The organism is Thauera sp. 27 (assembly GCF_000310125.2).
In the GTDB taxonomy this organism is placed as follows: domain Bacteria; phylum Pseudomonadota; class Gammaproteobacteria; order Burkholderiales; family Rhodocyclaceae; genus Thauera; species Thauera mechernichensis.
This window is the reverse complement of record NZ_AMXB01000009.1, coordinates 1-24164: the sequence shown is the minus strand read 5'-3', so window position 1 is coordinate 24164 and position 24164 is coordinate 1. Positions and strand designations below refer to the sequence as shown.

18 protein-coding genes are annotated in these 24164 nt (G+C 65.9%); 9 read left to right on the top strand and 9 right to left on the bottom strand.

Going from position 1 to position 24164, the window contains the following annotated elements; translation table 11 throughout:
• Positions 1–53: 53 nt before the first annotated feature.
• From B447_RS06470 to B447_RS21790, 3 genes are all read left to right on the top strand, one after another.
• On the top strand, positions 54–1178 hold the full coding sequence (locus B447_RS06470) for an HD-GYP domain-containing protein (RefSeq protein ID WP_002937858.1): 1125 nt from the start codon (positions 54–56) through the stop codon (positions 1176–1178).
• A 125-nt stretch (positions 1179–1303) separates the two neighbouring features.
• Positions 1304–3049: a PAS domain-containing protein gene (locus tag B447_RS06465; protein WP_157384648.1), complete on the top strand. Its 1746-nt coding sequence runs from the start codon at positions 1304–1306 to the stop codon at positions 3047–3049.
• Between the two features lie 98 nt (positions 3050–3147).
• Positions 3148–6516: a PAS domain S-box protein gene (locus B447_RS21790; RefSeq protein WP_002937851.1), complete on the top strand. Its 3369-nt coding sequence runs from the start codon at positions 3148–3150 to the stop codon at positions 6514–6516.
• Between the two features lie 195 nt (positions 6517–6711).
• On the opposite strand, the gene B447_RS06455 is transcribed toward B447_RS21790, so the two are convergent.
• The 7 genes from B447_RS06455 to urtA all read right to left on the bottom strand — a co-directional run bounded on the left by B447_RS06455 (position 6712) and on the right by urtA (position 13375).
• Positions 6712–7056 (bottom strand): FmdB family zinc ribbon protein, encoded by a 345-nt coding sequence (locus tag B447_RS06455; RefSeq protein WP_002937848.1) that lies wholly within the window; start codon positions 7054–7056, stop codon positions 6712–6714.
• A gap of 83 nt (positions 7057–7139) precedes the next feature.
• Positions 7140–8372 (bottom strand): formamidase, encoded by a 1233-nt coding sequence (fmdA, locus tag B447_RS06450; protein WP_002937845.1) that lies wholly within the window; start codon positions 8370–8372, stop codon positions 7140–7142.
• 21 nt (positions 8373–8393) lie between these two features.
• On the bottom strand, positions 8394–9083 hold the full coding sequence (gene urtE, locus B447_RS06445; protein WP_002928872.1) for an urea ABC transporter ATP-binding subunit UrtE: 690 nt from the start codon (positions 9081–9083) through the stop codon (positions 8394–8396).
• A gap of 18 nt (positions 9084–9101) precedes the next feature.
• Positions 9102–9845: an urea ABC transporter ATP-binding protein UrtD gene (gene urtD, locus B447_RS06440; RefSeq protein WP_002937842.1), complete on the bottom strand. Its 744-nt coding sequence runs from the start codon at positions 9843–9845 to the stop codon at positions 9102–9104.
• Between the two features lie 21 nt (positions 9846–9866).
• Positions 9867–11060 carry an urea ABC transporter permease subunit UrtC gene (urtC, locus tag B447_RS06435; protein ID WP_002937840.1) on the bottom strand — a complete coding sequence of 398 codons (1194 nt, stop codon included), beginning with the start codon at positions 11058–11060 and terminating at the stop codon, positions 9867–9869.
• Between the two features lie 41 nt (positions 11061–11101).
• Positions 11102–12016 carry an urea ABC transporter permease subunit UrtB gene (gene urtB / locus B447_RS06430; RefSeq protein WP_002928878.1) on the bottom strand — a complete coding sequence of 305 codons (915 nt, stop codon included), beginning with the start codon at positions 12014–12016 and terminating at the stop codon, positions 11102–11104.
• Between the two features lie 108 nt (positions 12017–12124).
• Positions 12125–13375, bottom strand: coding sequence for an urea ABC transporter substrate-binding protein (gene urtA, locus B447_RS06425; protein ID WP_002937837.1), 1251 nt, complete (start codon positions 13373–13375; stop codon positions 12125–12127).
• Positions 13376–13712: 337 nt separating this feature from the next.
• Between urtA and B447_RS06420 the strand changes: the two genes are divergently transcribed.
• Complete coding sequence (locus B447_RS06420; RefSeq protein WP_002937835.1) at positions 13713–17156, top strand: ATP-binding protein; 3444 nt, start codon at positions 13713–13715, stop codon at positions 17154–17156.
• Positions 17128–17781: a response regulator gene (locus tag B447_RS06415; protein ID WP_002937826.1), complete on the top strand. Its 654-nt coding sequence runs from the start codon at positions 17128–17130 to the stop codon at positions 17779–17781. Before B447_RS06420 ends, B447_RS06415 begins: the two co-directional genes overlap by 29 nt.
• A 30-nt stretch (positions 17782–17811) precedes the next feature.
• On the opposite strand, the gene B447_RS06410 is transcribed toward B447_RS06415, so the two are convergent.
• Together B447_RS06410 and dksA are read right to left on the bottom strand one after the other, a co-directional pair.
• Positions 17812–18543: a S1 family peptidase gene (locus B447_RS06410; protein ID WP_002937825.1), complete on the bottom strand. Its 732-nt coding sequence runs from the start codon at positions 18541–18543 to the stop codon at positions 17812–17814.
• 48 nt (positions 18544–18591) lie between these two features.
• The gene (gene dksA / locus B447_RS06405; protein WP_002937822.1) at positions 18592–19026 is read right to left on the bottom strand and encodes an RNA polymerase-binding protein DksA; all 435 of its coding nucleotides are present in this window, start codon (positions 19024–19026) and stop codon (positions 18592–18594) included.
• 249 nt (positions 19027–19275) lie between these two features.
• Here dksA and B447_RS06400 point away from each other — a divergent pair, with 249 nt between their 5' ends.
• The 4 genes from B447_RS06400 (at position 19276) to B447_RS06385 (ending at position 24054) form a co-directional block, all read left to right on the top strand.
• On the top strand, positions 19276–20148 hold the full coding sequence (locus tag B447_RS06400; protein ID WP_002937809.1) for an outer membrane protein OmpK: 873 nt from the start codon (positions 19276–19278) through the stop codon (positions 20146–20148).
• Between the two features lie 276 nt (positions 20149–20424).
• Positions 20425–21090, top strand: a complete 666-nt coding sequence (locus B447_RS06395; protein WP_002937802.1) for a class I SAM-dependent methyltransferase — start codon at positions 20425–20427, stop codon at positions 21088–21090.
• Complete coding sequence (locus tag B447_RS06390; protein ID WP_002928899.1) at positions 21087–21869, top strand: enoyl-CoA hydratase/isomerase family protein; 783 nt, start codon at positions 21087–21089, stop codon at positions 21867–21869. Before B447_RS06395 ends, B447_RS06390 begins: the two co-directional genes overlap by 4 nt.
• Before the next feature lie 4 nt (positions 21870–21873).
• Positions 21874–24054: an acetate--CoA ligase family protein gene (locus B447_RS06385; RefSeq protein WP_002937800.1), complete on the top strand. Its 2181-nt coding sequence runs from the start codon at positions 21874–21876 to the stop codon at positions 24052–24054.
• Positions 24055–24164 lie beyond the last annotated feature (110 nt).

Genomic DNA, 24164 nt, shown 5'->3' with positions numbered 1-24164 from the left:
TACAAAAGAGGGGTTTAGCTTCGTAGGGTTGTGATTTTAAACAGGGAGCTCCAGTGTCCGAAGCGTCACGCAACACCATTCTCGCCATAGACGATGCCCCCGAGAATCTTCGGGTGCTGAGCGAGGTATTGCGCCCGCACTATCGCGTTCTGGTGGCCACCTCCGGTGCTGTCGGACTGGAACTCGCAGCCGGACCAAAACGCCCCGACCTGATCCTGCTGGACATCATGATGCCAGGCATGGACGGCTACGAGGTCCTGACGAGATTGCGCGAAAATCCGCTGACCCAGGGAATACCGGTGATCTTCCTCACCGCGATGACTGCGGTCGAGGACGAGGAGCACGGGCTGGGCCTTGGCGCCGCCGACTATGTGGGCAAACCCTTCAAGCCCGCGCTGCTGCTCGCGCGGGTGCGCACCCAGTTGGAGAACAAGCTCGCCCGCGACTGGATGCAGGATCAGAACGCGGCGCTCGAGCGTGAGGTCGGCCGGCGCATGGCCGAAAACCTCGCCATCCAGAAGATCAGCATTCGCGCGCTGGCTCACCTGGCAGAAACCCGGGACCCGGAAACCGGCAACCACATCCTGCGCACCCAGAATTACGTCCAGCTGCTGGCCGACGCGCTGCGCCACCATCACCGCTTCGCGCGCACCCTGACGGCAGGCTATATCGACCTGCTGGTGCTCTCGGCACCGCTGCACGACATCGGCAAGGTGGGCATCCCGGATCACATCCTGCTCAAGCCCGGCAAGCTCACGCCTGACGAATGGGCGATCATGCAGACCCATGCCGCGCTCGGCAGCGACGCCATTCTGCGTGCCGAACAAGGCATGGAGAGAGCGCCACGCTTTCTGACCCTCGCGCGTGAGATCGCGCGCCATCATCACGAGAAATGGAACGGCGACGGCTATCCGGATGCCCTGGCTGGCGATGACATCCCCCTGTCGGCGCGCATCATGGCACTGGCAGACGTCTTCGATGCGCTGATCTCGCCGCGGGTCTACAAGCCCGCGATGTCGTTTGAAGACGCCAGGAGCATCATCGTAAGCGGCCGGGGTATTCACTTCGACCCCGATGTGGTCGACGCCTTCACCGACCGCTTCGATGACTTTGTCGCAATCGCTGAGCGCTACGGCGAGGAGGCCGAAGCAGGCGCTGCCCCCCTCAGGACCTCTTAGCCATGCGCCCCCCCGGACGCCCTCTGTCGAACATTCTTTTGCGGATGGCGCTCCTCAGTCTGTTGCCACTGATCTTGCTGTCACTGGGGCTCGCGGCGAAGTACGTCCATACGCTTCAGACGGAAATGCGCGCTTCTGCCGAGCGACGGGTAGGAAACTACACCGCACAGGTCGACGATTTCCTCGAAGCACGCATCCTGGCGCTGCAGATGCTCGCCGATTCGCCGCTCGCCGACGACCCGGCGCGCTGGGAAGACCTCTACAGTCTCGCGCAGACCTTCTTCACGAGTTTCAACAGCCATGTCATCTTCGCGTCCGCATCCGACCGCCAGATGCGCTTCAACACCCGTTCGCCGTTCGGTGCCGCCCTGCCGCGACTGCCGGATACCCTGCGCGGACGGGCGGCTGCGTCGGTCGCAATCGAAACCAGCCGGCCGGCGGTCGGCGACATCGTGATGGGGCCGGTGATCAATCAACCGCTGGTTGCGATCGTCGTCCCCGGGGTGCGAAATGGACAGGTACAGCATCTGATGCTGGTCACCACCACGCTGAACGAACTGACCGACCGTATCGATCGTATTCCCACCGAACCCGGATGGGGCCTGCGGATACTCGACAGCGCCGGCGACCTGATCGCCCAGAAGGCCCCCGAGGCTTACGACCCCGAACGCGACGTCGCCGACGATTGGCGTTTTGTCGCCACTGCGCGCCATGCCCCGTGGCAGGTCATCGTCGAGGTGCCGAAAGCCGTGGTCAGGCAACCGGTACGCGATTCGATGATCGGCTTCCTGCTCGCCATCATGATCACCACCCTCGCCAGCGTCATCGTGGTTCGCTACGCTGCGAAGCGCATCGGCGAGCAGGCGAGCGCACTGGTGGCCCTGGACGCCCACACTCCAGGGACCGACGCCCTCGAGTTCCAGCAGGCGCGCCACATGCTGGAGCAGAAGGTCGGCGAACTGCACAAGCTCTCGCAGGCCCTCGAGCAGAGCCCGGAGGCGGTGATCATCACCAACCTCGCGGGTGAGATCGAATACGTGAATCCGGCGTGTGCGGCCTCCTCCGGCTACACGAAAGCCGAGTTGATCGGGCACAAGCCAAACCTGCTGGCCTCGGGCAGAACGCCAGCCGACACCTACCGTGGCATGTGGCAGTCGCTTGTGGACGGCAAAACCTGGCGGGGCGAGTTCATCAACCGGCGCAAGGACGGCACCGAATACGTCGAGCTGGCGATCATCAGCCCGCTCAGGCAAGGCGACGGAAGCATCTCCCACTATGTCGCGGTCAAGCAGGACATCACCGAGCGCAAGGCGACGCAGGATGCCTTGCTGCGCAGCAACGAGCGCCTGCAGCGAGTCATCGACAACTCGGTCGTGGGTGTCATGTTCTGGGATACCGTGCAAGGCCGCCTGATGGATGCCAACGACACCTTTCTGGAGTTCGTCGGCTTCGACCGACACGACCTCGAGGCCGGCGAGCTGACCTGGCAGCGACTGACCCCGCCGGAATACATCGAGCTGAGCCAGCAAGAAATGGTGAAATTCAAGCAGAGCGGAGACATCGGCCCCTACGAAAAAGAGTATTTCCGCAAGGACGGCAGCCGGATCTGGTTCATGTTCGCCGGCAGCGCGCTTGGCGAAGACGCAGCAGTGGAGTTCTGCATCGACATCACGCCCCTCAAGTCAACCGAGACCGAATTGAAGCAACGCAATGACGAGCTCGAGCGTTTCAATCGTGCAGTCATCGATCGGGAGACACGGATGATCGAGCTCAAGCGCGAGGTCAATATGCTGGCCCGGGCGCTGCAGCGCCCCGAACCCTACGACCTGTCCTTCATGGATTCGCCCGACGACCCGCCGCCTGCATCGTGAAAACGCGACCTCTATCCAGCTTTCTGCGACGGCTCATCTGGCTCAGCGTCACCCCCCTGCTGATCCTGTCGCTATGGTTCGCTTGGGCCAGCCTTCAAATGTCCGAGGAGGTGCATTGGGCAGATTGGCACAGCACCATGGGCTTTCTCGGTGCAGCCATTCTGCTCGCTACGGTTTTCAGCATCATCGGCGCCACGCTTGCCAGCCGCAGTCTGGCGCGGCAAATCAAGGTTCTGACCACTCCCCCGGGCACCGCGAAGAGGGCCGAAGCGCCGCCGCTTCAGATCACCGAGATCGCCGAGGCGCACGAACAGCTCCGCGCAGCCGGGTTGGCGCTGCGCCAGAGCGAGGAGCGTTTCCGCCGGCTGTTCGAACTCGCCCCGCTGCCGCTGGGTTACATGGCGCACGACGGTCGCAACATCGCGCACAACGCGCGCTTCGAGCAGTTGCTCGGCTACACCATGGCGGACATCCCGGACATCGAAGCGTGGTGGCGGTTGGCTTACCCGGATCCGGCATATCGCGCGGTGGTCCAGGCCGAGTGGGAGGCAGACCTTGCCCTCCATGTTCGCACCGGTGATCTGACCGAACCTAAAGTCTGTTCAGTGACCTGCAAGGACGGCATCGTTCGCGAGCTGCTGATCTCGGGCATCATGCTCCCTGACGGCTATCTGGGCACCTTTGTCGACGTCACCGCGCAGAAGCGAACGGAAGCCGCGCTGCGGGCCAACCAGGAGCGCCTGCGTCTGCTGATCGACCACGCCCCGGCTGCCCTGGCAATGTTCGACCGCGACATGCGCTATCTCGCCACCACCCATCGCTGGCGCGAGGACTACGGTCTCGGTGATCAAGATGTCATCGGCCAGTCGCATTACACGGTGTTCCCGGAAATCCCGGACACCTGGAAGGCAATACATCGCCGGGGGCTCTCGGGCGAGGTGATCTCATGCGAAGCGGATCGCTTCGAGCGCGTCGACGGTCGGGTGCAGTGGCTGCGCTGGGAAGTGCGGCCCTGGAATGCGGCCGATGGCACGGTTGGCGGCATCGTGATCTTCTCCGAAGACATCACCACCCGGCGCCAGAACGAAGAAACCCTGGCCGCGGCACTCGAGGAGCAGAAAACCGCACGAATTGCCGCACTCAATCTCATGGACGACGCCCGTGCCGCACAGTCCAGAGCCGAGTCTGCGGCAGACGCGCTGCGCAAGCTGTCGATGGCGGTCGAGCAAAGCCCGGAGAGTGTCGTCATCACCGATATCGACGGTTGCATCGAGTTTGTCAACGAAACCTTCGTGCGACAGACCGGTTACACCCGCGACGATGTCATGGGACGCAATCCGCGCGTGCTGCAATCCGGCCAGACCTCAAAGGAAACCTTCGCCTCGTTGTGGGCAGCACTGCGCCAGGGTCAGGTGTGGAAGGGTGAGCTCATCAACCGACGCAAGAACGGCGAGATATTCGCAGAGTTTGCGATCATCAGCCCCTTGCGTCAGCCCGACGGTCGCATCACCCACTACGTCGCGGTCAAGGAGGACATCACCGAGAAAAAGCGCATCGGGGCCGAACTGGACGCCTATCGGCATGGACTCGAGGACATGGTCGAAGCGCGCACCGAGGAGCTGGAAGCCGCGCGCGAGCTCGCCGAAGGCGCGAATCGGGCGAAGAGCGCGTTTCTCGCCAACATGAGCCACGAAATCCGCACACCGATGAACGCGATCATCGGGCTGACCCATTTGTTGCGGGAGGATAAGGTCACGCCGACCCAGGCAGACCGGCTTGCCAAGATCGACTCCGCCGGACGCCACCTTCTGTCCATCATCAACGACATCCTGGACTTGTCCAAGATCGAGGCGGGCAGCCTGCGGCTCGAGGAAACCGACTTTCCGTTGTCGACCCTGCTCGCCAACGTCGCTTCCATCATCGGCCAGACCGCCCGCGAAAAAGGCCTGACCATCGAGATCGACCCGGACGACGTGCCACTTTGGCTGCGTGGAGACACCACACGGCTGCGGCAGGCGCTGCTCAACTATGCGGGCAATGCCGTGAAATTCACCCAGCGTGGCAAGGTCGTGATTCGCGCACGACTGCTCGAAGCCGCGGACGACGCGCTTCACCTGCGCTTCGAGGTCGAGGACACCGGCCCCGGTTTCACAGCCGAAACCCGGCAGCGACTGTTCCGGCCTTTCGAGCAAGGTGATACGAGCACGACGCGTCGCTATGGCGGCACCGGCCTGGGCCTGGCCATCACCCGGCATCTGGCCGAACTGATGGGCGGCGAGGTGGGCGCGGACAGCGTACCCGGGCAAGGCAGTGTTTTCTGGTTCACCGCGCGTCTGAAGCGGGGTCAGGGCGAGCATCCGCCCGAGTCCGTAGCGGTCCCAAACGCAAAAGCGATGCTGCGTACCGCCTACGCCGGCGCCAGCATCCTGCTGGTGGAAGACAACCCGGTCAATCGCGAGGTTGCATTGGCCCTGTTGCACAGCGCCGGGCTGCTCGCCGACACCGCCGCCGACGGTGTCGAGGCGATCGCGAAGGCCGAGCGACAATCATTCGATCTGGTCCTGATGGACATGCAGATGCCAAGGATGAACGGCCTGGATAGCACACGCGAGATCCGCAAACTCCCGGGCTGGGCAGAAGTACCGATCATCGCGATGTCGGCCAATGCCTTTGCCGAGGACAAGCAAGCCTGCCTGCAAGCCGGCATGAACGACTTCGTGGCCAAACCCGCAGAACCGGCGACCCTCTACTCGGTGATTCTCAAGTGGCTGGGCAAACACGCCTCGGGCACGCCCGGGCGATCGCCTGCAAGCCCCCGCGACGGGCAGGCCGCGATGTCCCCGAGCGACCGCGAGGCGGCTGGCGGTTGCCTGGAACGGCTGAGTCTGCTGCCGAAGATGAGTCTGGAGCGAAGTCTCACGACACTGGACGGGCGGCAGGACACCTATCTCGACCTTCTCGTCATGTTCGCCGAGACCGGAACCAGAAAAACCGCGAAGCTCCGCGCCAGCATTGGCGCTGGTGACGACACCGGCACGCGTTTTCTCGCCCATGCGATCAAGGGCAGCGCGGCCAATGTGGGCGCGATGCAGATCGCGTCAGACGCGGCAGTGCTGGAGCAGCGTTTGCGGGAACATCCGGACTCACCACCTGAAACCCTCCTGCCGATGGTCGACGCGATCGAGCAGGGGCTCGAGATGCTCACTGTCGCGCTGACACCCTGGACGAGCAGACGGAAGGCCGCCCCCGAGGCAGACACCGAAACAGCTCAAGTCGAAGTAATCCTCGACGAGCTCGATAGCCTGCTGGCTGCCAGCGACGCCGAGGCGGTGGCGCTTTTCGAAAGGCACGAGCGAGTGCTTTCCGCACTGACTCCCCCACTTGGCGCGCAGTTGGCGAAAGACATCGGTCAGTTCGAACTCGCGCGAGCCAGGCACACCCTGAGAGAGATCAGGGAGCAGAAATGAGCGGTCACGACAGGCTCACGGGTGGATTGCTGCTGATCCAGGTCTACTTTTTTAAACGGTGGCGACCAACGGCCGTCGGGAAGACGCCCACAGCGTGCTATCGGGCAGATCCTGCCATAGCCTAGCCGATTTGTAGCCACCTCGTTCCCGCCGTCGCGCGCAACGCCCTGGCAAGCGGATCGCTTTCGACCCCCCTCAATGACTGATCATCCACGGCCTCTTCGTCGGAAACGCCTTCGACCCATCCGCCGCCCTGACGGTCGATTTCGACGGTTTCCCACCACAACACCCGCACCCCGGCCCGTGCTTGTGCCGCGTCGCATACTCCGCGCTGGTCATCGGCGCGTTGGCCGCGCGTTCGTTGGTGGCATGCGCACTGCGGGTGGCGCCGTCCATCGTGGCCAGCGTGGGCGCGCTGAGCATGACGCGGTAGGACGCGGCGCCGCAGTGGGGGCAGGCGCAGGGTTCGTTGCGGGCGCTCATGGGGCGCAGGGCGGAGAAGTCGCCGCAGTCTTCGCAGAAGTACTCGTAGGTCGGCATGGTGGGATCCCGGTGGCGGGGCCCGCCGCGCGGGCTACGGCGGCGGGCGGGCTGCGGTGGAAGGGGCCGCGGTTGATGCGGGCTCAGACCTTGTCGTAGGCGATGGGCATGTCGACGCCGCCGCTGATGAACTTGGTGGGCCCTTCGGCGGTGGGGTTGATGTCGAAGTCGAAGATCTCGGTGGGCAGCCACAGCGTGGCGCAGGCGTTGGGGATGTCGACCACGCCGCTGATGTGGCCCTGCACCGGTGCCGTGCCGAGGATGGAGTAGGCCTGGGCGCCGGAGTAGCCGAACTTCTTCAGGTATTCGATGGCGTTGAGGCAGGCCTGGCGGTAGGCGACGTGAACGTCCAGGTAGTGCTGCTTGCCCTGTTCGTCGACCGAGATGCCTTCGAAGATCACATAGTCCTTGTAGTTGGGCGTGATCGGGCTGGGCTTGAAGATCGGGTTCTTGATGCCGTACTTGGCCATGCCGCCCTTGATCAGGCTGACCTTCATGTGAACCCAGCCGGCCATCTCGATGGCGCCGCAGAAGGTGATCTCGCCGTCGCCCTGCGAGAAGTGCAGGTCGCCCACCGACAGGCCGGCGCCCTTCACATACACCGGGAAGAACACGCGTGAGCCGCGCGAGAGGTCCTTGATGTCGCAGTTGCCGCCGTGTTCGCGCGGCGGCACGGTGCGGGCGCCTTCCAACGCGGCCTTGTCGCGGGCCTCGCCCTGGAGTTTGCCCATGTGCGCGGTGGGGGCGCAGGGCGGGTTGGCCAGCGGCGGCACGCGGTCGGGCTGGGTGGCGATGAAGTCGACCTCGCGCTCGTTCCACATGTCGAGCATCTTCTGGTCGGGCAGGCAGCCGATGAGGCCCGGGTGGATGAGGCCGGCGAAGCGCACGCCGGGGATGTGGCGGCTCTTGGTGAACATGCCTTCGAAGTCCCAGATCGACTTCTGCGCATGCGGGAAGTGCTCGGTGAGGAAGCCGCCGCCGTTGTTCTTGGAGAAGAAGCCGTTGAAGCCCCACAGACTGTCGTCCTTGGCGCCGATGTCGAGCAGGTCGACCACCAGCAGGTCGCCGGGCTCGGCGCCTTCCACGCCCACCGGGCCGGACAGGAAGTGCACGGTGGAGAGATCCACGTCGCGCACGTCGGCTGCGTCGTCGTCGTTCTTGATGGCGCCGCCGGTCCAGTCGTAGGTCTCGAGGATGAAGTCGTCGCCGGGCTTCACCCAGCACGCCATCGGGATGTCCGGGTGCCAGCGGTTGTGCACCATCTCGTTTTCGTAGGGGGACTGCTTCAGGTCGACCTTGATCAGTGTTTCAGGCATGGCACACCTCTTTTTGGTGGGTTACACGGAGAGGAACTGCTTGATGTGGGCCTCGTCGGTGTCGGCGCGCGCGCTTTCATGGACGAGGCGTCCGCCTTCGATGACGAACAGGCGGTCGGCCACGTCCATCGCGAAGGAGAGGACCTGTTCGGACACGACGATGGTGATCTTGCGGATCTTGCGGATCTCGTTGAGCGCCTTGGCGATGTCCTTGATGATCGAGGGCTGGATGCCCTCGGTGGGCTCGTCGAGCAGCAGTACCTTGGGGTCGGTGACGAGCGCGCGCGCAATCGCCAGCTGCTGCTGCTGGCCGCCCGAGAGGTTGCCGCCCTTGCGCTTGCGCATCTCCCACAGCACCGGAAAGAGCGAATAGATCTCGTCCGGCACCCGGCGCGAGCGTGCGTTCTCCAGCCCGGTCTGGATGTTTTCCTCGACGGTGAGGGTGGGGAAGATCATCCGCCCCTGCGGCACGTAGGCGATGCCCTTGGCCACGCGGCGGAAGCTCTCGTCCTTGCCGACTTCAAGGCCGTCGATCTCGACGCTGCCCGACTTCAGCGGCAGCACGCCCATCAGCGACTTGAACAGCGTGGTCTTGCCCATGCCGTTGCGGCCCATGATGGCGACGGCTTCATTGCGTTCGGCGGCGAACGAGATGCCGTGCAGGGCCTCGCTCTGGCCGTAGTTCACGACGAGGTTGGATACCTTGAGCATGGTGTTCTCCGAGGAGGCTTAGTGGCCTAGATAGACGTCGATGACCTTGGGATCGGACTGGACCTTGTCCATCGAGCCTTCGGCGAGGATCTTGCCCTGGTGCATCACCGTGACCTTGTGGGCGATGCGGGCGACGAAATCCATGTCGTGCTCGATGACGATCACCGAGCGGTTCTGGCAGATGCGGTTGAGCAGGTCGGCGGTGAGCTCGCGCTCGCGTGCGCTCATGCCGGCGATGGGCTCGTCCAGCATCAGCAGCTCGGGGTCCTGCATCAGCAGCATGCCGATCTCCAGCCACTGCTTCTGGCCGTGGGAGAGCAGGCCGGCTTCGAGGTCGAGGCGGTCGGCCAGGCCGATCATTTCGGCGACCTCGTCGACCTTGGCCTGCACGGCGTCGTCGCACTTGAAACCGAGCGCGCCGAACACGCCGCGGCCACGCGGGAAGGACACCTCCAGGTTCTTGAACACGCTGAGGTTCTCGTAGATGGACGGGGTCTGGAACTTCCGCCCGATGCCGGCGCGCACGATCATGTGCTCGGGCAGCCGGGTCATCTCGGTGTTCTTGAACTTGATGCTGCCGGCCGAGGCCTTGGTCTTGCCGCAGATCAGGTCGAGCAGGGTGGTCTTGCCGGCCCCGTTGGGGCCGATGACCACGCGCAGCTCGCCGCGATCGACATAGAGGTTGAGGTCGTCGATGGCCTTGAAGCCGTCGAAGGACACGGTCAGGCCTTCCACTGCGAGTACGAAGTCGGTATTGCTCATGGTGCTGTGCTCCCTGGTTCGTCAGGCGGACTGGCTGCTGACCTTGGTGCTGATACTGATCTTGCTGGTCGGGCTGGCGATGTTGGCCGTCGTTTCCGCACCGGGTGCAGGCGGTTCCGGGGTCGTGGCAGGCGCCGCCTTGCGCCTCGTCAGCCAGGGCTTGACGTGGCTCTCATACAGGCCGGCCAGACCGTTGGGGAAGGCCATCACCACGCCGATGAACAGTGCCGCCATCAGGAACAGCCACAGGTCGGGGAAGCTCTCGGAGAAGTAGGTCTTGCCGAAATTCACCAGCAGCGCGCCATACACCGCACCGACCAGGCTCATGCGCCCGCCCACCGCGGCGAAGATCACCATCTCGATCGAGGGCACGATGCCGACGAAGGACGGCGACATGAAGCCGACCTGCAGCGTGAACATTGCGCCGCCGATGGCCGACAGTGCCGCGGCGAGGCAGAAGGCGAAGACCTTGAACATGGACACGTCGTAGCCCGAGAAGCGCACGCGGTCTTCCTTGTCGCGCATGGCCAGCAGCAGGGTGCCGAGCTTGCTGAGCTGGATCCAGCGGCACAGCATGATCGAGCCCAGCAGCAGGAACACGGTGACGAAGTAGAGCGTGTACTTGGCCTCGTCGGTGCGGATGTCCCAGCCCATCAGGGTGCGCAGGTCCGTCATGCCGTTTACACCGCCGGTGTAGCCTTGCTGGCCGATGATGAGCACGGTCAGGATCAGCGCCACCGCCTGGGTGATGATGGCGAAGTACACCCCGCCCACCCGGCGCTTGAACATGGCGTAGCCGATGATGAAGGCGAGCAGCGTGGGTACCGCGACCACTGCGAACAGCGCAAAGGGCAGGTAGTTGAACGGTTCCCACCACCACGGCAGCTCGGTGAGCTGGTTCCAGTCCATGAAGTCGGGGATGCCCGGCGTGGATTGGATCTTGGTGCTCTCCGGGTCGGACGCCTCGAGCTTCAGGAACATCGCCATCGCGTAGCCGCCGAGGCCGAAGAACACGCCCTGGCCCAGGCTGAGCACGCCGCCGTAGCCCCACAACATCACCAGGCCGATGGCGACGAAGCCGTAGGTCAGGTACTTGCCCACCAGGTTCAGGCGGAAGAGGTCCATCGCCAGCGGGAACACCACCAGCAGCAGGACGGCGAGAATCAGGAGGCTGCCGTAGCCGCCTCGTGTCAGCCAGTGTTTGATTGCATCCATTTTCAGGCTCTCCGAACGGGTATGCGGTTATGCAGCCAGGCTCAGCGACGCACTTTGGCGGCGAACAGGCCTTGCGGTCGCATCATCAGGATGCCGACGATGAGCAGCAGGGTGAGGACCTTGGCCATCGAGCCGGACAGGAAGAACTCCGAGATCGACTGCGTCTGGGCGATGCCGAAGGCCGAGACCACCGTGCCCCACAGGCTGGCCGCACCGCCGAAGGTGACCACCAGGAAGGCGTCGACGATGTACAGCGAGCCGCTCGTCGGCCCGGTCGAGCCGATGGTGGTGAAGGCGGCGCCGGCCACGCCGGCAATGCCGCAGCCGATGGCGAAGGTGAGGCGGTCGGTCTTGCGCGTGTCGATGCCGATGGCGTTGGCCATCGTCCGGTTCGACACCGTGGCGCGCACGCGCAGCCCCCAGCGCGACTTGTACATGGCCAGCAGCACGCCGCCGGTGACGACCAGGGTGAGACCGAGCACGAACATGCCGTTGATCGGGATGTCGAGGCCCTCGGTGATCTCCCACGACCCCATCAGCCAGTCGGGCAGGGTGGGGCTGACTTCCTTCGGCCCGAACACCGAGCGGAAGGTCTGCTGCATGGCCAGCGACAGGCCCCAGGTGGCGAGCAGGGTGTCGAGCGGGCGCTTGTAGAGGTGGCGTATCAGCGCCCATTCCGCCAGCCAGCCGAAGGCGAAGGCGGCGAGGAAGGCGCACACGATGGCGAGCGGGAAATAGGCCTGCATCAGCCCGGGCGCGTAGGCTTCGGTGAGTGCAGACATCAGGAAGATGGTGTAGGCGCCGATGGTCATGAACTCGCCGTGCGCCATGTTGATGACGCCCATCTGGCCGAAGATGATCGCGAGCCCGAGGCCCATCAGCAGCAGCACTGCGAACAGGCTCAGGCCGGCGAAACCCTGCATCAGGGTGATGTGGAAGATTTCGTCGAATGTCATGACGGACCTCTGGAGGGAAGGTGCGGTGTGGCGCGGGCCCGGCAGGCGGCGCCAGTCACCGGGTACCGGGGCCGCGGCCGGTGCAGGTCGCGACCCCGCGGGGCGGGCTTACTGGTAGCCCTTGGGGAAGGGATCCGGCTCGATCAGCTCGGGCGACTCGGCGACCACCTTGAACTGGCCGTCGGCCTGGCCCATGCCGATGCGCGCCTTGCTCCACAGGTGATGGTTGTCGTGGATCTTCACGAAGCCCTCGGGCGCGGTCGGCAGCTCGATGCCCGGCGATGCGGCCGTGACCTTGGCAACGTCGAAGCTGCCCGCCTTTTCCACCGCGGCCTTCCACAGCCAGGGGCCGAGGTAGGCCGCCTGGGTCACGTCGCCGATCACCGCGCGCGGCCCGTACTTGGCCTTGAACGCTTCGACGAAGGCCTTGTTGTTGGGGTTGTCGAGCGACTGGAAGTACTTCATCGAGGCATAGAAGCCTTCGAAGTTTTCGCCGCCGATACCCAGCATCTCGTCCTCGGTCACCGACAGCGTGAGCAGGAACTGGCGGTTGGCGGTGATGCCCGCGGCCTTGAGCTGCTTGTAGAAGGCGACGTTGGAGCCGCCCACCACCGCGGCGAAGATGCAGTCCGGCTTGGCGATCTTGATCTTGTTGATCAGCGAGTTGAAGTTGGTGTTGCCGAGCGGGTAGTACTCCTCGCCGACCACCTTGCCGCCCTGGAAGGCCTCGATGTGCTTGCGCGCGATCTTCATCGAGGTGCGCGGCCAGATGTAGTCGGAGCCGACCAGGAAGAAGGTCTTCGCGCCCTTCTCCTGCTTGGCCCAGTCGAGGCCGTAGAGGATCTGCTGGGTGGCCTCCTGGCCGGTGTAGATGACGTTCTTCGACTGCTCCAGGCCTTCGTAGAAGGTGGGGTAGTAGAGCAGGCCGTTCTCGCGTTCGAACACCGGCAGCACCGCCTTGCGCGAGGCCGAGGTCCAGCATCCGAACACCGCGGCGACCTTGTCGTTGACCAGCAGCTTGCGCGACTTCTCGGCGAAGGTCGGCCAGTCGGAGGCGCCGTCTTCCTTGATGACGCGGATGGTGCGGCCGAGGATGCCGCCCATCTGGTTGATCTGGTCGATGGCCAGCTGCTCGGCCTGGATCGAGCCGGTTTCGGAGATCGCCATGGTGCCGGTGGCCGAGTGCAGCTGACCGACCACGACCTCGGTGTCGGTGATCGCGAGCCCGGTGGTGTTGACCTGGGCGGTCGGCAGTGCGGCAGCGTGGCCCATGCGCGACATCGCAAGGGCAAGCGGGAGGGCGGCGGCGCCGAGCATGAACTTGCGGCGCTGGGAGGATTGCAGGTGCTTGTCGGACATGGATCGCTCCTTGGTCGGTAGGCGTATGGGCAGGGGTAGCGGGTCGTGTCGGGCGGGGCTCGACGTTTCGTCTCGCTGCGGTGCACAAGCTAATGAGCCGGGCCCTGCGTGCGAATACGTCAAACGACGTATAGGGATGCGCAGGGCGGAGGAGGAGGATCAGGTGGCGGGTGCTGCGCTGCAGCATCCAGGGCGCAGGCGGTTTCCATGCACCGTGATGGTGCGCCGCCTGCACGGCCGTGGTGACTGCTGGCGCAGGCGGCGCGCGGCAGCCCTTGTCGCGTCTGTGTATGGCGCGGTCGGGTCCAGTCGGAATGGTCCTTGCTTATAGTCAAGGATGAGCCCTAGCCCCGCCACCGACGCCGCCCCTATCGCGTCCCAGCGCATCATCCACATCCGCCGCGAGTACAACGGCTGGGTGGCCAACGAGACGCTGGAGGACTACGCGTTGCGCTATGCGCCGCAGACCTTCCGCAGGTGGTCGTTCTCGCGCATCTCCAACACCGCGCTCGGGGCGGTGTCCTTCCTGGCGCTCGAGGCCATCGGTGCCACCATCGCGATGAACTGGGGCTTCATCAACATGATGTGGTCGGTCGGGCTGGTCGCGCTGGTGCTCTTCCTCACCGGGCTACCGATTGCCTACTACGCCGCGCGTTACGCGCTCGACATGGACCTGCTGACGCGCGGCGCCGGCTTCGGCTACATCGGTTCGACCGTCACCTCGCTGATCTACGCCTCGTTCACCTTCATCTTCTTCGCCATCGAGGCGGCGATCATGGCGCTCGCGCTCGAGCTCTGGTTCGACATGCCGATCATGTGGGCCTACCTGGTGAGCGCGCTGATCGTGATCCCGTTCGTCACCCACGGCATCACCTGGATCAGCCGCCTGCAGGCCTGGACGCAGCCGGTGTTCGTGGTGCTGTTGCTGGCGCCGTTCTTCTTCGTGCTGGTGTCCGACCCGGCGCTGTATGCGACCTTCACCACCTTCGGCGGGCGCCATGGCAACGACTTCAACCTGCTCGCGGTGGGTGCCGGCTGCGCGGTCGCCTTTGCGCTCATCTGCCAGATCGGCGAGCAGGTGGACTTCCTGCGCTTCCTGCCCCACCCGGTGCCGGGCAACCGGGTGCGCTGGTGGGCCGCGGTGGTGGCCGCCGGGCCAGGCTGGATCATCCCCGGTGCGGTGAAGATGGTGGGCGGCGCCTTCCTGGCCTTCGTCGCCCTGCAGTCGATGATTCCGCCCGAGAAGGCGGTGCAGCCCACCCAGATGTACCTGGCCGGCTTCCAGCACGTGATCGACGACCCGCGCGCGGCGATCATGCTCACTGCGATCTTCGTCATCATCTGCCAGGTCAAGATCAACGTGACCAATGCCTACGCCGGCTCGCTGGCGTGGTCCAACTTCTTCTCGCGCCTCACCCACAGCCATCCGGGGCGGGTGGTGTGGCTGATCTTCAACGTGCTGATCGCGCTCATGTTGATGATGCTGGGCGTGTTCGAGGCGCTCGAGCACGTGCTCAGCGTGTACGCCAACGTCGCCGTGGCCTGGATCGGCGCGGTGGTGGCCGACCTCGTCATCAACAAGCCGCTCGGGCTGTCGCCGCGCGGCATCGAGTTCAAGCGCGCGCACCTGTACGACGTCAATCCGGTCGGGGTGGGGGCGATGCTTGCCGGCTCGGTACTCGGCATCGTCGCCTTCGGCGGCTCGCTTGGGCCGTTCGCGCAGGCGTTCGCGCCCTTCATATCGCTGCTCACCGCCTTCGCGCTGGCGCCGCTGATCGCCTGGGCCACGCGCGGCCGCTTCTATCTGGCGCGGCCGCGCGAGATGCGCTGGCAGGCCGCCCAGCCGCTGCGCTGCGTGGTGTGCGAGAACCACTTCGAGTCCGAGGACATGGCGCAGTGCCCGGCCTACGGTGGCGCCATCTGCTCGCTGTGCTGCACGCTGGATGCGCGCTGCGGCGACCGCTGCAAGCCCGAGCCCGGGCCGCTGGCGCGGCTCGCGCCCTGGCTTGCCGGCTGGATGCCGTCGTCGATGTCGGCGCGGGTGGCGCGCCGGGTCAGCCAGTTTGCGCTCGTGTTCTTCGTGTCCACCCTGGTGATCGCGGCGGTGGTCGCGCTGGTGTACCAGCAGGAGCTGATCGCCGCCGAGGTGGGTGCGACCGACCTCGGCCTGGCCTTCCTGCGCATCTTCGCGGTGCTCGTCCTGCTCGCTGCGGTGGGGGTGTGGTGGCTGGTGCTGGCCAACGAGAGCCGACGTGTGGCGCAGGAGGAGTCCGAGCGCCAGAACCAGCTGCTGCTGCGCGAGATCGAGGCCCACCGCGACACCGACGCCAAGCTGCAGCGCGCCAAGGAAGATGCCGAGGCCGCCAACGCGGCCAAGAGTCGCTACGTGCGCGGCATCAGCCACGAGCTGCGCACGCCGCTCAACACCATCCTCGGTTACTCCCAGATCATGCTGCGCGACACCGACCTGCCGCGCCGCCGGCGCGAGGCTATCTCCACCATCCAGCGCAGCGGCGAACACCTGTTGGCCTTGATCGACGGCCTGCTCGACATCGCCAGCATCGAGGCCGGACGCCTGCAGTTCAACCGCCAGGAGTTCCGCTTTGCCGAATTCCTCGCCCATGTCGACAAGACGATCCGCCTCGAGGCCGAGCGCAAGGGGCTGGCGTTCCGTACCGAGTTCGCCGGTCGCATGCCCGAGGTGGTGCAGGGCGACACCAGCCGCCTGCGCCAGGTGCTGATCAACCTGCTGGTCAACGCGGTGCGCTACACCGCGCGCGGCGAGGTGGTGCTCAAGATCACCTACCAGAGCGAGATCGCCGTGTTCGAGATCCGCGACACCGGCTGCGGCATTCCCGAGGCGGACCTGGAGCGCATCTTCGAGCCCTTCGAGCGCGGCACCGGCAACCAGCCGCCGAGCGCGCCAGGCACTGGCCTGGGGCTGACCATCACCCGCCTGCTGGTCGAGCTCGCGGGCGGGCAGCTCAGCGTCAGCAGCACGCCGGGCCAGGGCAGCGTGTTCCGCGTCAAGCTGCATCTGCCGCGGGTGGCGCATCCGCGCGTGGCGACGCGGCCGGAGCGCGAGATCCTGGGTTACTTCGGCCCGCGCCGCAAGCTGCTGGTGGTGGACGACCAGCCTGCGCAAAGCCATCTGATCGCCGACATGCTGCGCCCGCGCGGCTTTCTGGTCGAGGAGTCGGACCACCCCGACGACGCCCGGCGAAAGCTGGCCGACTTTGCCCCCGACCTGGTGTTCCTGGATGTGTCGATGCCGGTGACCGACGGCTGGACGCTGAGTCGCCAGCTGCGCGATGCCGGCCATGCGGGCCCGATCGTCATGGTGTCGGCGAATGCCTACGAGAACCTGCCCGACCGCCGCAAGGCCGCTGGTTGCGACGACTTCATCGTCAAGCCGGTGCTGGAAACCGAGCTGTTCGCGCGCTTGAGCACCTGGCTGGGGCTGGCGTGGATCTACGCCGAAGCGGCCGGCGCGGCGCCTGCGCCCGAGGCGGTGTTGCCGCCACCTGCCGATACTGCTGCAGACGAGCCCGAGGCGGCGTCGGCGCTGTCCGCCCAGGTGCGGGCCGAGCTGCGCGACCTCGCCGAGCTGGGCCACCTGCAGGGTCTGGTGCGCCGCCTGGACGAGCTCGAGCGCCGCCACCCCGAACTGCATGCCCCGCTGCAGGCGCTGCGCGCGCTCACACTGGCGTTGCGTTTCGACACCCTCATCCAGACCCTCGATGGAGCCGACGATGACTGCCCCGACGCCATCGCGCCCTGAGCGCGAAGTCATCCTGCTGATCGACGATGCGCCCGATACGGTGCGCATGATCGCCGAAGCGCTGGACGAGGCCGGCTACACCGTCCTGGTTGCCACCGACGGCGCCACTGCGCTGAAGCGGCTCGAGCGCATCACCCCCGACGCCGTACTGCTCGATGCCTGCATGCCCGGCATGGACGGTTTCGAGACCTGCCGCCGGCTCAAGCAGGCCGCAGGCATGGCGACCGTGCCGGTGATCTTCATGACCGGCCTGGCAGAGACCGAACGCCTGGTCGAGGGGCTGTCGGCCGGCGGTGTCGATTACCTGGTCAAGCCGGTGGTGCCGGACGAGCTGGTGGCGCGCCTGCAGGCGCACCTGCGCGTGTCACGGCAGATGAATGCCGCGATGCAGGGGCGCGGCGAGACCCCCGTGCCAGCCGCTCCGGCCTTGCCCAACCCGCTCACGCAGCGCGAGATGGACGTGCTCGGATGGGTCGCCCGCGGCAAGACCAACCGCGATGTGGCCGAGATCCTCGGCATGAGCCCGCGCACGGTTAACAAGCATCTCGAGCACATCTACGAGAAGCTGGGGGTGGAGACGCGAACAGCGGCGGTCGCCCAGTTTGCCAGGCTCGCACGGCCCTGAGAGCTCCGCGACTGCCTGTGGCCGCGCGCGTCACATGTCCGTCAGCGTCATCAGGATGTCGGCGTACCACGCACAGTTCAGGCCGAGGGCCTCGTCAAGCTCGAGATCGCGCGTACCGACGTCGAGGCGGGCCGAATGTACGCCGAGCAACAGCCACGGCAGGTCGCCGTGGCGCGGATCCGCGCTGGTGCAGCGCATCACCACCGGCGCCCCGCTGGTGCCGCGGTGGGTGCGGGCGTCGGTGAGGAAGTAACCCTTGCCCTGAAAGCGCAGTCCGAAGGACGAGGCGATTGCCGCTTGGCGCACCACCGGCATGTGGTGCAGGGTGTCGTGAAAGCCGAGCGGGAAGCCCACGACCAGCAACGAGCTGCCGACCTCGACCTGATCGAAGCGGCCGAGCAGATGAGCCGGCGTGAACGCGCGGTAGGCCGCACCGGCGGGCAGGGCACCCTGCTCCAGCTCGATCGCGGCGACGTCGATCTCTCCAGCAGAGTCCGTGCCCTGGCGCCAGATGCTGCGTCCGTTGCGGTAGAGCGGGATGGAGAAGCCCGTCGAGTGCGCCAGGTTGTTGGCGTCGTCGTGCAGTTCGATCTCGATGCGGTCGGGGAAGTGCTTGCTCGCCTCATCGTGCAGCACGTGGCGGCTGGTGACCAGAAACAGGCGGTGACCGCGTGCGAAGAAGAAACCGCTCGCGTTGGTCAGTGCTACCTGACCGTCGAAGGTGCATACGCGCGCAGCGGTGAGCAAGATCGATTCGATCACTGCCTGCTTCGCGGTCCTCCCCGCGGCCATTCTGGCTGCAGCGTTCACTCAGCCGCCGCGCATCTTGCGCCGGGCCTCGTGGATCTCCTGCGCCTCGACGCTGAGCGTGGCGGTCGGGCGTGCGAGCAGCCGCGGGATGCCGATCGGCTCGCCGCTGTCCTCGCACCAGCCATAGCTGCCGTTGTCGATGCGTGCCAGCGCCTCGTCGATCTTGTGCAGCATCTTGCGCTCGCGGTCGCGCACGCGCAGTTCGAGCGTGTGGTCTTCCTCCAGCGAGGCGCGGTCGGACGGGTCGGGCGTGCTCTCGAACTCCTGCAGGTGCAGGGTGGTACGGTGGGCCGAGTCGAGCAGCGCGTCGCGTTCCTGGATCAGCTTTTCGCGGAAGAAGGCCAGCTGCCTGGCGCTCATGTATTCCGTTGCCGGCGCGGCCCGCATCTCGGCTTCGGTCGGCAGGGCTTCGGTGGCGGTGAGCGTTTCGTTCATGGTGATTCCCCTCATTCAGAGGCAGGCCCCGAGGGCCGCCATGGTGCGGCGCATGCGGCAAGACCCTTACCATACACGGCAACGCCCGGGTCGGGTTGATGACATGCTCCGGGTGTGGTGAGCATCGGGTTTGCTTATGCGCACTATAAGTGCGGCTCAGGCTTGTCGACGGATGTCCCCGATACATTGGCGCCGCGAACGCTGCGACGGCACGGACGCCACACCCAGGGAATCATCCGGAGACAGAAAATGACAAGATTCGACACGTGTTTGAAGGCCGTGGGCGCAGCCTGCCTGCTCGCGGCGGTGCCGGCTACCGGCCAGGCGGCGACCTGGAGCGACACCTTCGTCGGCTACCGCTACGGCACGGAGTTCCGCGAGCCGACGAACACCAGGGCGGTCGAGAAGCATGTGCTGCAGCTCACTCACGCCAGCGGCTACTCGGTCGGGCAGAACTTCATCAACGTCGACATGCTGCAGTCGGACAAGGCCGACCCCGCCAGCGGCAGCACCAACGGTGCAACCGAGTTCTACCTGACCTACCGCCATCAGGTCCATCTGGGCAAGCTGCTGGACAAGCGCTTGGCCTTCGGCCCGGTCAAGGAGGTGGCGATCACCGCCGGGTTCGACCTCAACACCAAGAACACGCGCTTTGCGCCGCGCAAGCGCCTGCTGGTGGTCGGGCCGACGCTCAAGTTCGACGTCCCGGGCTTTCTTGACGTGAGCCTGCTCTACGGCAAGGAGTGGAACCACTGCGGTCTGGGCGCGCCGGCCTGCCCACGCAGCGACATCAGCTTCGATCCGCAGTGGATCATCAGCGCGGCCTGGGGCATCCCGTTCAGCGCCGGCTCGGTGCCGTTGAAGTTCCAGGGCTTCATCAACGTCAATAGCGACAAGGGGCGCGACTACGCTGGCGTGAAGACGCGCACCGAGACGCTGATGCGTGCCGCGCTGATGGTCGATGTCGGCCAGATGGCCTGGGGCACGAAGAACACCTTCCTGATGGGCGTCGGTTACGAGTACTGGCGCAACAAGTTTGGCAACCATGCCTACGGCAACGGGGTCGAGAAGCCCGGCATCGACACCGATGCGCCCACCTTCCAGCTGGAGTGGCACTTCTGATCCTGCCCGACGACTGGGCCTGACACGAAGCGGGCGGATGCCGATCACGCGCATCCGCCCGCTTGTCGTTCCGCGAGTCGACGCCTGAGGCAGCTTGCGATTGCGGGATTTCCATCATGGGCAGCACGGCCAGGGCTGGTTAGAATGCCGACCATGAGTCTGCACGCCCCGGGAGCCGCATTCGGCTGTCCGGTCTGCCTCCACCCCGTTACGCGCCCTTTCATGCATGTGGATGGGCGTGATTACCAGCGCTGTGACGTTTGCGAGGCGACTTTCGTGTTGCCGGCGCAACGCCCCGGTGCAGCGCGCGAGCGCGCCGAGTACCTGCTGCATCGCAACGACCCCGCCGACCCAGGCTATGTGCGTTTTTTGGCGCGGCTGGCGCAGCCGCTGATCGCCCGCCTGGATGCAGGCAGCAAGGGGCTCGACTACGGCTGCGGCCCGGGGCCTGCGCTGGCGGCGCTGCTGGAGCGGGCGGGGCATGCAGTGAGTCTGTACGACCCCTTTTTTGCCGCGCATGAGGCTGCGCTGTCCGCGCAGTACGACTTCATCACGTGTACCGAGGTGGTCGAGCACTTCCACCGCCCGGCGGAGGAGTTCGTCCGCCTCGACGCCATGCTGCGCCCGGGCGGTTGGCTCGGCGTCATGACCTGCTTCCAGACCGACGACGCGCGCTTTGCGCGCTGGCACTACCGTCGCGATCCGACCCATGTGGTGTTCTATCGCGAATCCACCTTCCGCCACCTGGCGGAGCGCTTCGGCTGGCAGTGCGAGGTGCCGGGCAAGGACGTCGTCCTCCTGCGCAAGCCTGGCGCCGCGGCTGTACCGGCCCGCGCCGCACCCTTTACCCAGAATCGGCCGGCCACCGCCGACCATTCCGCTTCTTCGGCACACCCTGCCGACTCGCTCCCCACCCCAGAGAAGGGCAAGACCACGCCATGAGCTACGAAACCATCCTCTACCACGTCTCCGACGGCATTGCCGAGATCCGGCTGAATCGTCCGCAGCGCCTCAATGCCGTCACCCAGCAGCTCTACGACGAGCTCAACGATGCACTCAACCGCGCCGAGGCCGATGGCGACGCCCGCGTCGTGCTCATCACCGGCGAGGGCCGCGCCTTCTGTGTCGGCGCCGACCTCAAGGCGCACAAGGCGGGACGCACCGCCTTCGATCGCCGCCAGTACCTCAAGGGCGAGCAGGACGTCTGCCACCGCCTGCTGCACATGAAGACGCCGGTGATCGCCGCGGTCAATGGCTACGCGCTGGGTGCGGGTGCCGAGATCGCGATCGCCTCGGACTTCATGCTGATGGCCGAGAGTGCGCAGATCGGCCTGCCCGAGATATCCATCGGCAACTTCCTCGGTGGTGGCGTGACCTGGCTGTTGCCGCGCCTTGTGGGCTTGGCCAAGGCGCGTGAGCTGGTGTTCCTGGGCGAGCGCATCAAGGGCGACGAGGCGGTGCGCATCGGCCTGGCCAACCGCGTGTTCGCCGACGAGGGTTTCCTCGACGCGGCGCGTGCCTTTGCGCTCAAGGTGGCGAGCAAGGCGCCGTTCTCGATGCAGCTCGCCAAGGAGCAACTCAACCTGTCGGCCGAGCGCACGCTGGATGCCTGCCTTACCGCCGAGCTCGAAGGCATGATGTTCGTCGGTACCACGAAGGACTGGCAGGAAGGTGTGGACGCTTTCGCCGAGAAACGCGCACCCGTCTTCAAGGGGGAATGACACGATGACCGAGAATACGACCCAGAGCATGCCTGTCCACAAGAGCCCGCTGCACGATTTCCTTGCGCCCGATTCGATCGCCATCGTCGGTGCCTCGGCCGACCCCACCAAGCGCGGCTACAAGGCCATGGTCGGCCTCATCAAGGGCAACTACCGCGGCAGGATCTACCCGCTCAACCCCAAGGTGCCCGAGATCCTCGGCGTCCCCACCTATGCCTCGCTCGACGACATTCCCGGCCCGGTGGACCTGGCGCTGATCTGCACCCCGGCGGCGACCCTGCCTGGGTTGCTGGTGGAGTGCGGGCGCAAGGGCGTGAAGGGCGCGGTGATCCTCGCCAGCGGCTTCCGCGAGACCGGGCCCGAAGGCGCGAAGCTCGAGCAGCAGGTGCTCGATGCCGCCCGCGCCGGCGGCGTACGCATCATCGGCCCCAATACCTCGGGCATGTTCAACCTGCACAAGAACGTGAATCTGCTCGACCTGCGCAACGTCAAGGCGGGCGACATCGGCTTCATCTCGCAGTCGGGCAACATGCTGCTCGCGCTGGTGCTCGAGGCGGAGAACAACGGCCACGTCGGCTTCTCGACCTACGTCGGCCCCGGTAACCAGACCGACATCGGCTTCAACGACTACCTGCGCTACCTCGGCGAGGAAGAGAACACCCGCGTCGCCACCTTGTATGTGGAAGGCTTCCGCGACGGCCAGCGCTTCCTGCAGGCGGCACGCGAGATCACGCCGCTGAAGCCGGTGGTGGTGTACAAGTCCGGCGCCACCGAACTCGGCAAGAAGGCCGCCAGTTCGCACACCGGCGCGCTCGCCGGCAGCTACGAGATGACGGTGGACCTGCTCAAGCAGGTGGGCGTCAGCGTGGTGCGCCACTCCGACCAGATCCTGCCGGTGGCCGAAGGCCTGGCGTTGATGCAGCAGGCGCGCGGACGCCGGGTGGCGGTGATCGCCGACGGCGGCGGCCAGGCCACGATCACCTCCGACCGCCTGTCCGACGCCGGGCTGGAACTCGCCGAACTGTCTGCGGCCACGCGCAAGCGCCTGGCGGACATCCTGTTCCCGCAGGCCTCGCTCGCCAATCCGATCGACGTCGCCGGTACGTCGGACGCCGACCCCGAGGTGCTCGCGCGCTGCATGGAGATCGTGGCCGACGATGACAACGTCGACGCGGTCTTCCTGGTCGGCATGTTCGGCGGCTACCACACCCGCTTTGCCGAGTCCCTGCTCGGCGGCGAGATGCGCGCCGCCGAAGCCATGATCGAGCTCGCCCGCCGCAGCGCCAAACCGCTGGTCATCTACAGCCTGTACGCGCCGGTCAAGCCGCCGGCGCTGCGCCGCCTGCACGAGGCCGGGCTGCCGGTGTACTCCTCCATCGAGCATGCGGTGAAGGTGCTGCAGGCGCTGGCCGAGCGCGGCATCTACCTGCAGCACCAGCACGGCCAGCCGCTGCAGGTGGGCGTCACCCCGCTGGAAAGCATGCAGGCCATGTTCGCCCGCGCCCAGAACGAGGGTCGTGACCTCTACGAATTCGAGGCCAAGACCCTGTTGCGCGAGCACGGCATCGCAGTGGCCGAGGAAGTCGTCGCCCACAACGCCGACGAGCTCGCCGCGGCGGCGGCGAAATTCGGCGACCAGCCGCTGGCGATGAAGGTGGTGTCGAAGGACATCCTGCACAAGTCGGACGCGGGGGGCGTCAAGCTCAACCTGGTGGGCGAGGCAGCGCTGCGCGAGGCTTACGACCAGATCATGACGAGCTGCCGCGCCTACGATGCCAACGCCGACATCCGCGGCGTGCTGCTGACGCCGATGGCGAAGAAGGGCACCGAGGTCATCGTCGGAGTGGTGCGCGACCCGATCTTCGGCCCGGTGCTGATGTTCGGCCTCGGCGGCATCTTCGTCGAGATCCTGGAAGACGTCGCCTTCCGTGCCATCCCGCTGTCGCGCCACGACGCCGAGGCCATGGTCGATCAGCTCAAGGGCCGCAAGATTCTCGCCGGCGTTCGTGGCGAGCCGGCGGTGGACAAGGCGGCACTGGTCGACCTGCTGCTCAAGGTATCGAGCATCGTCAGCGCCTATCCGCAGCTGTCCGAGCTGGATCTCAACCCGGTGATCGCCTATCCCGAGGGCTACGCCGTGGTCGATGCGCGCATCATCACCAACCGCTCGGTAGTGAGCGGCTGAGCGCACGGGCCCTGCCGCATGTCGCCTTCAAACGCTCGCGGCTGGCGCCGCTCCTACGGGGGGCGCCAACGGCGGGTGGCTTTGCTGTAGGAGCGGCGCCAGCCGCGAGC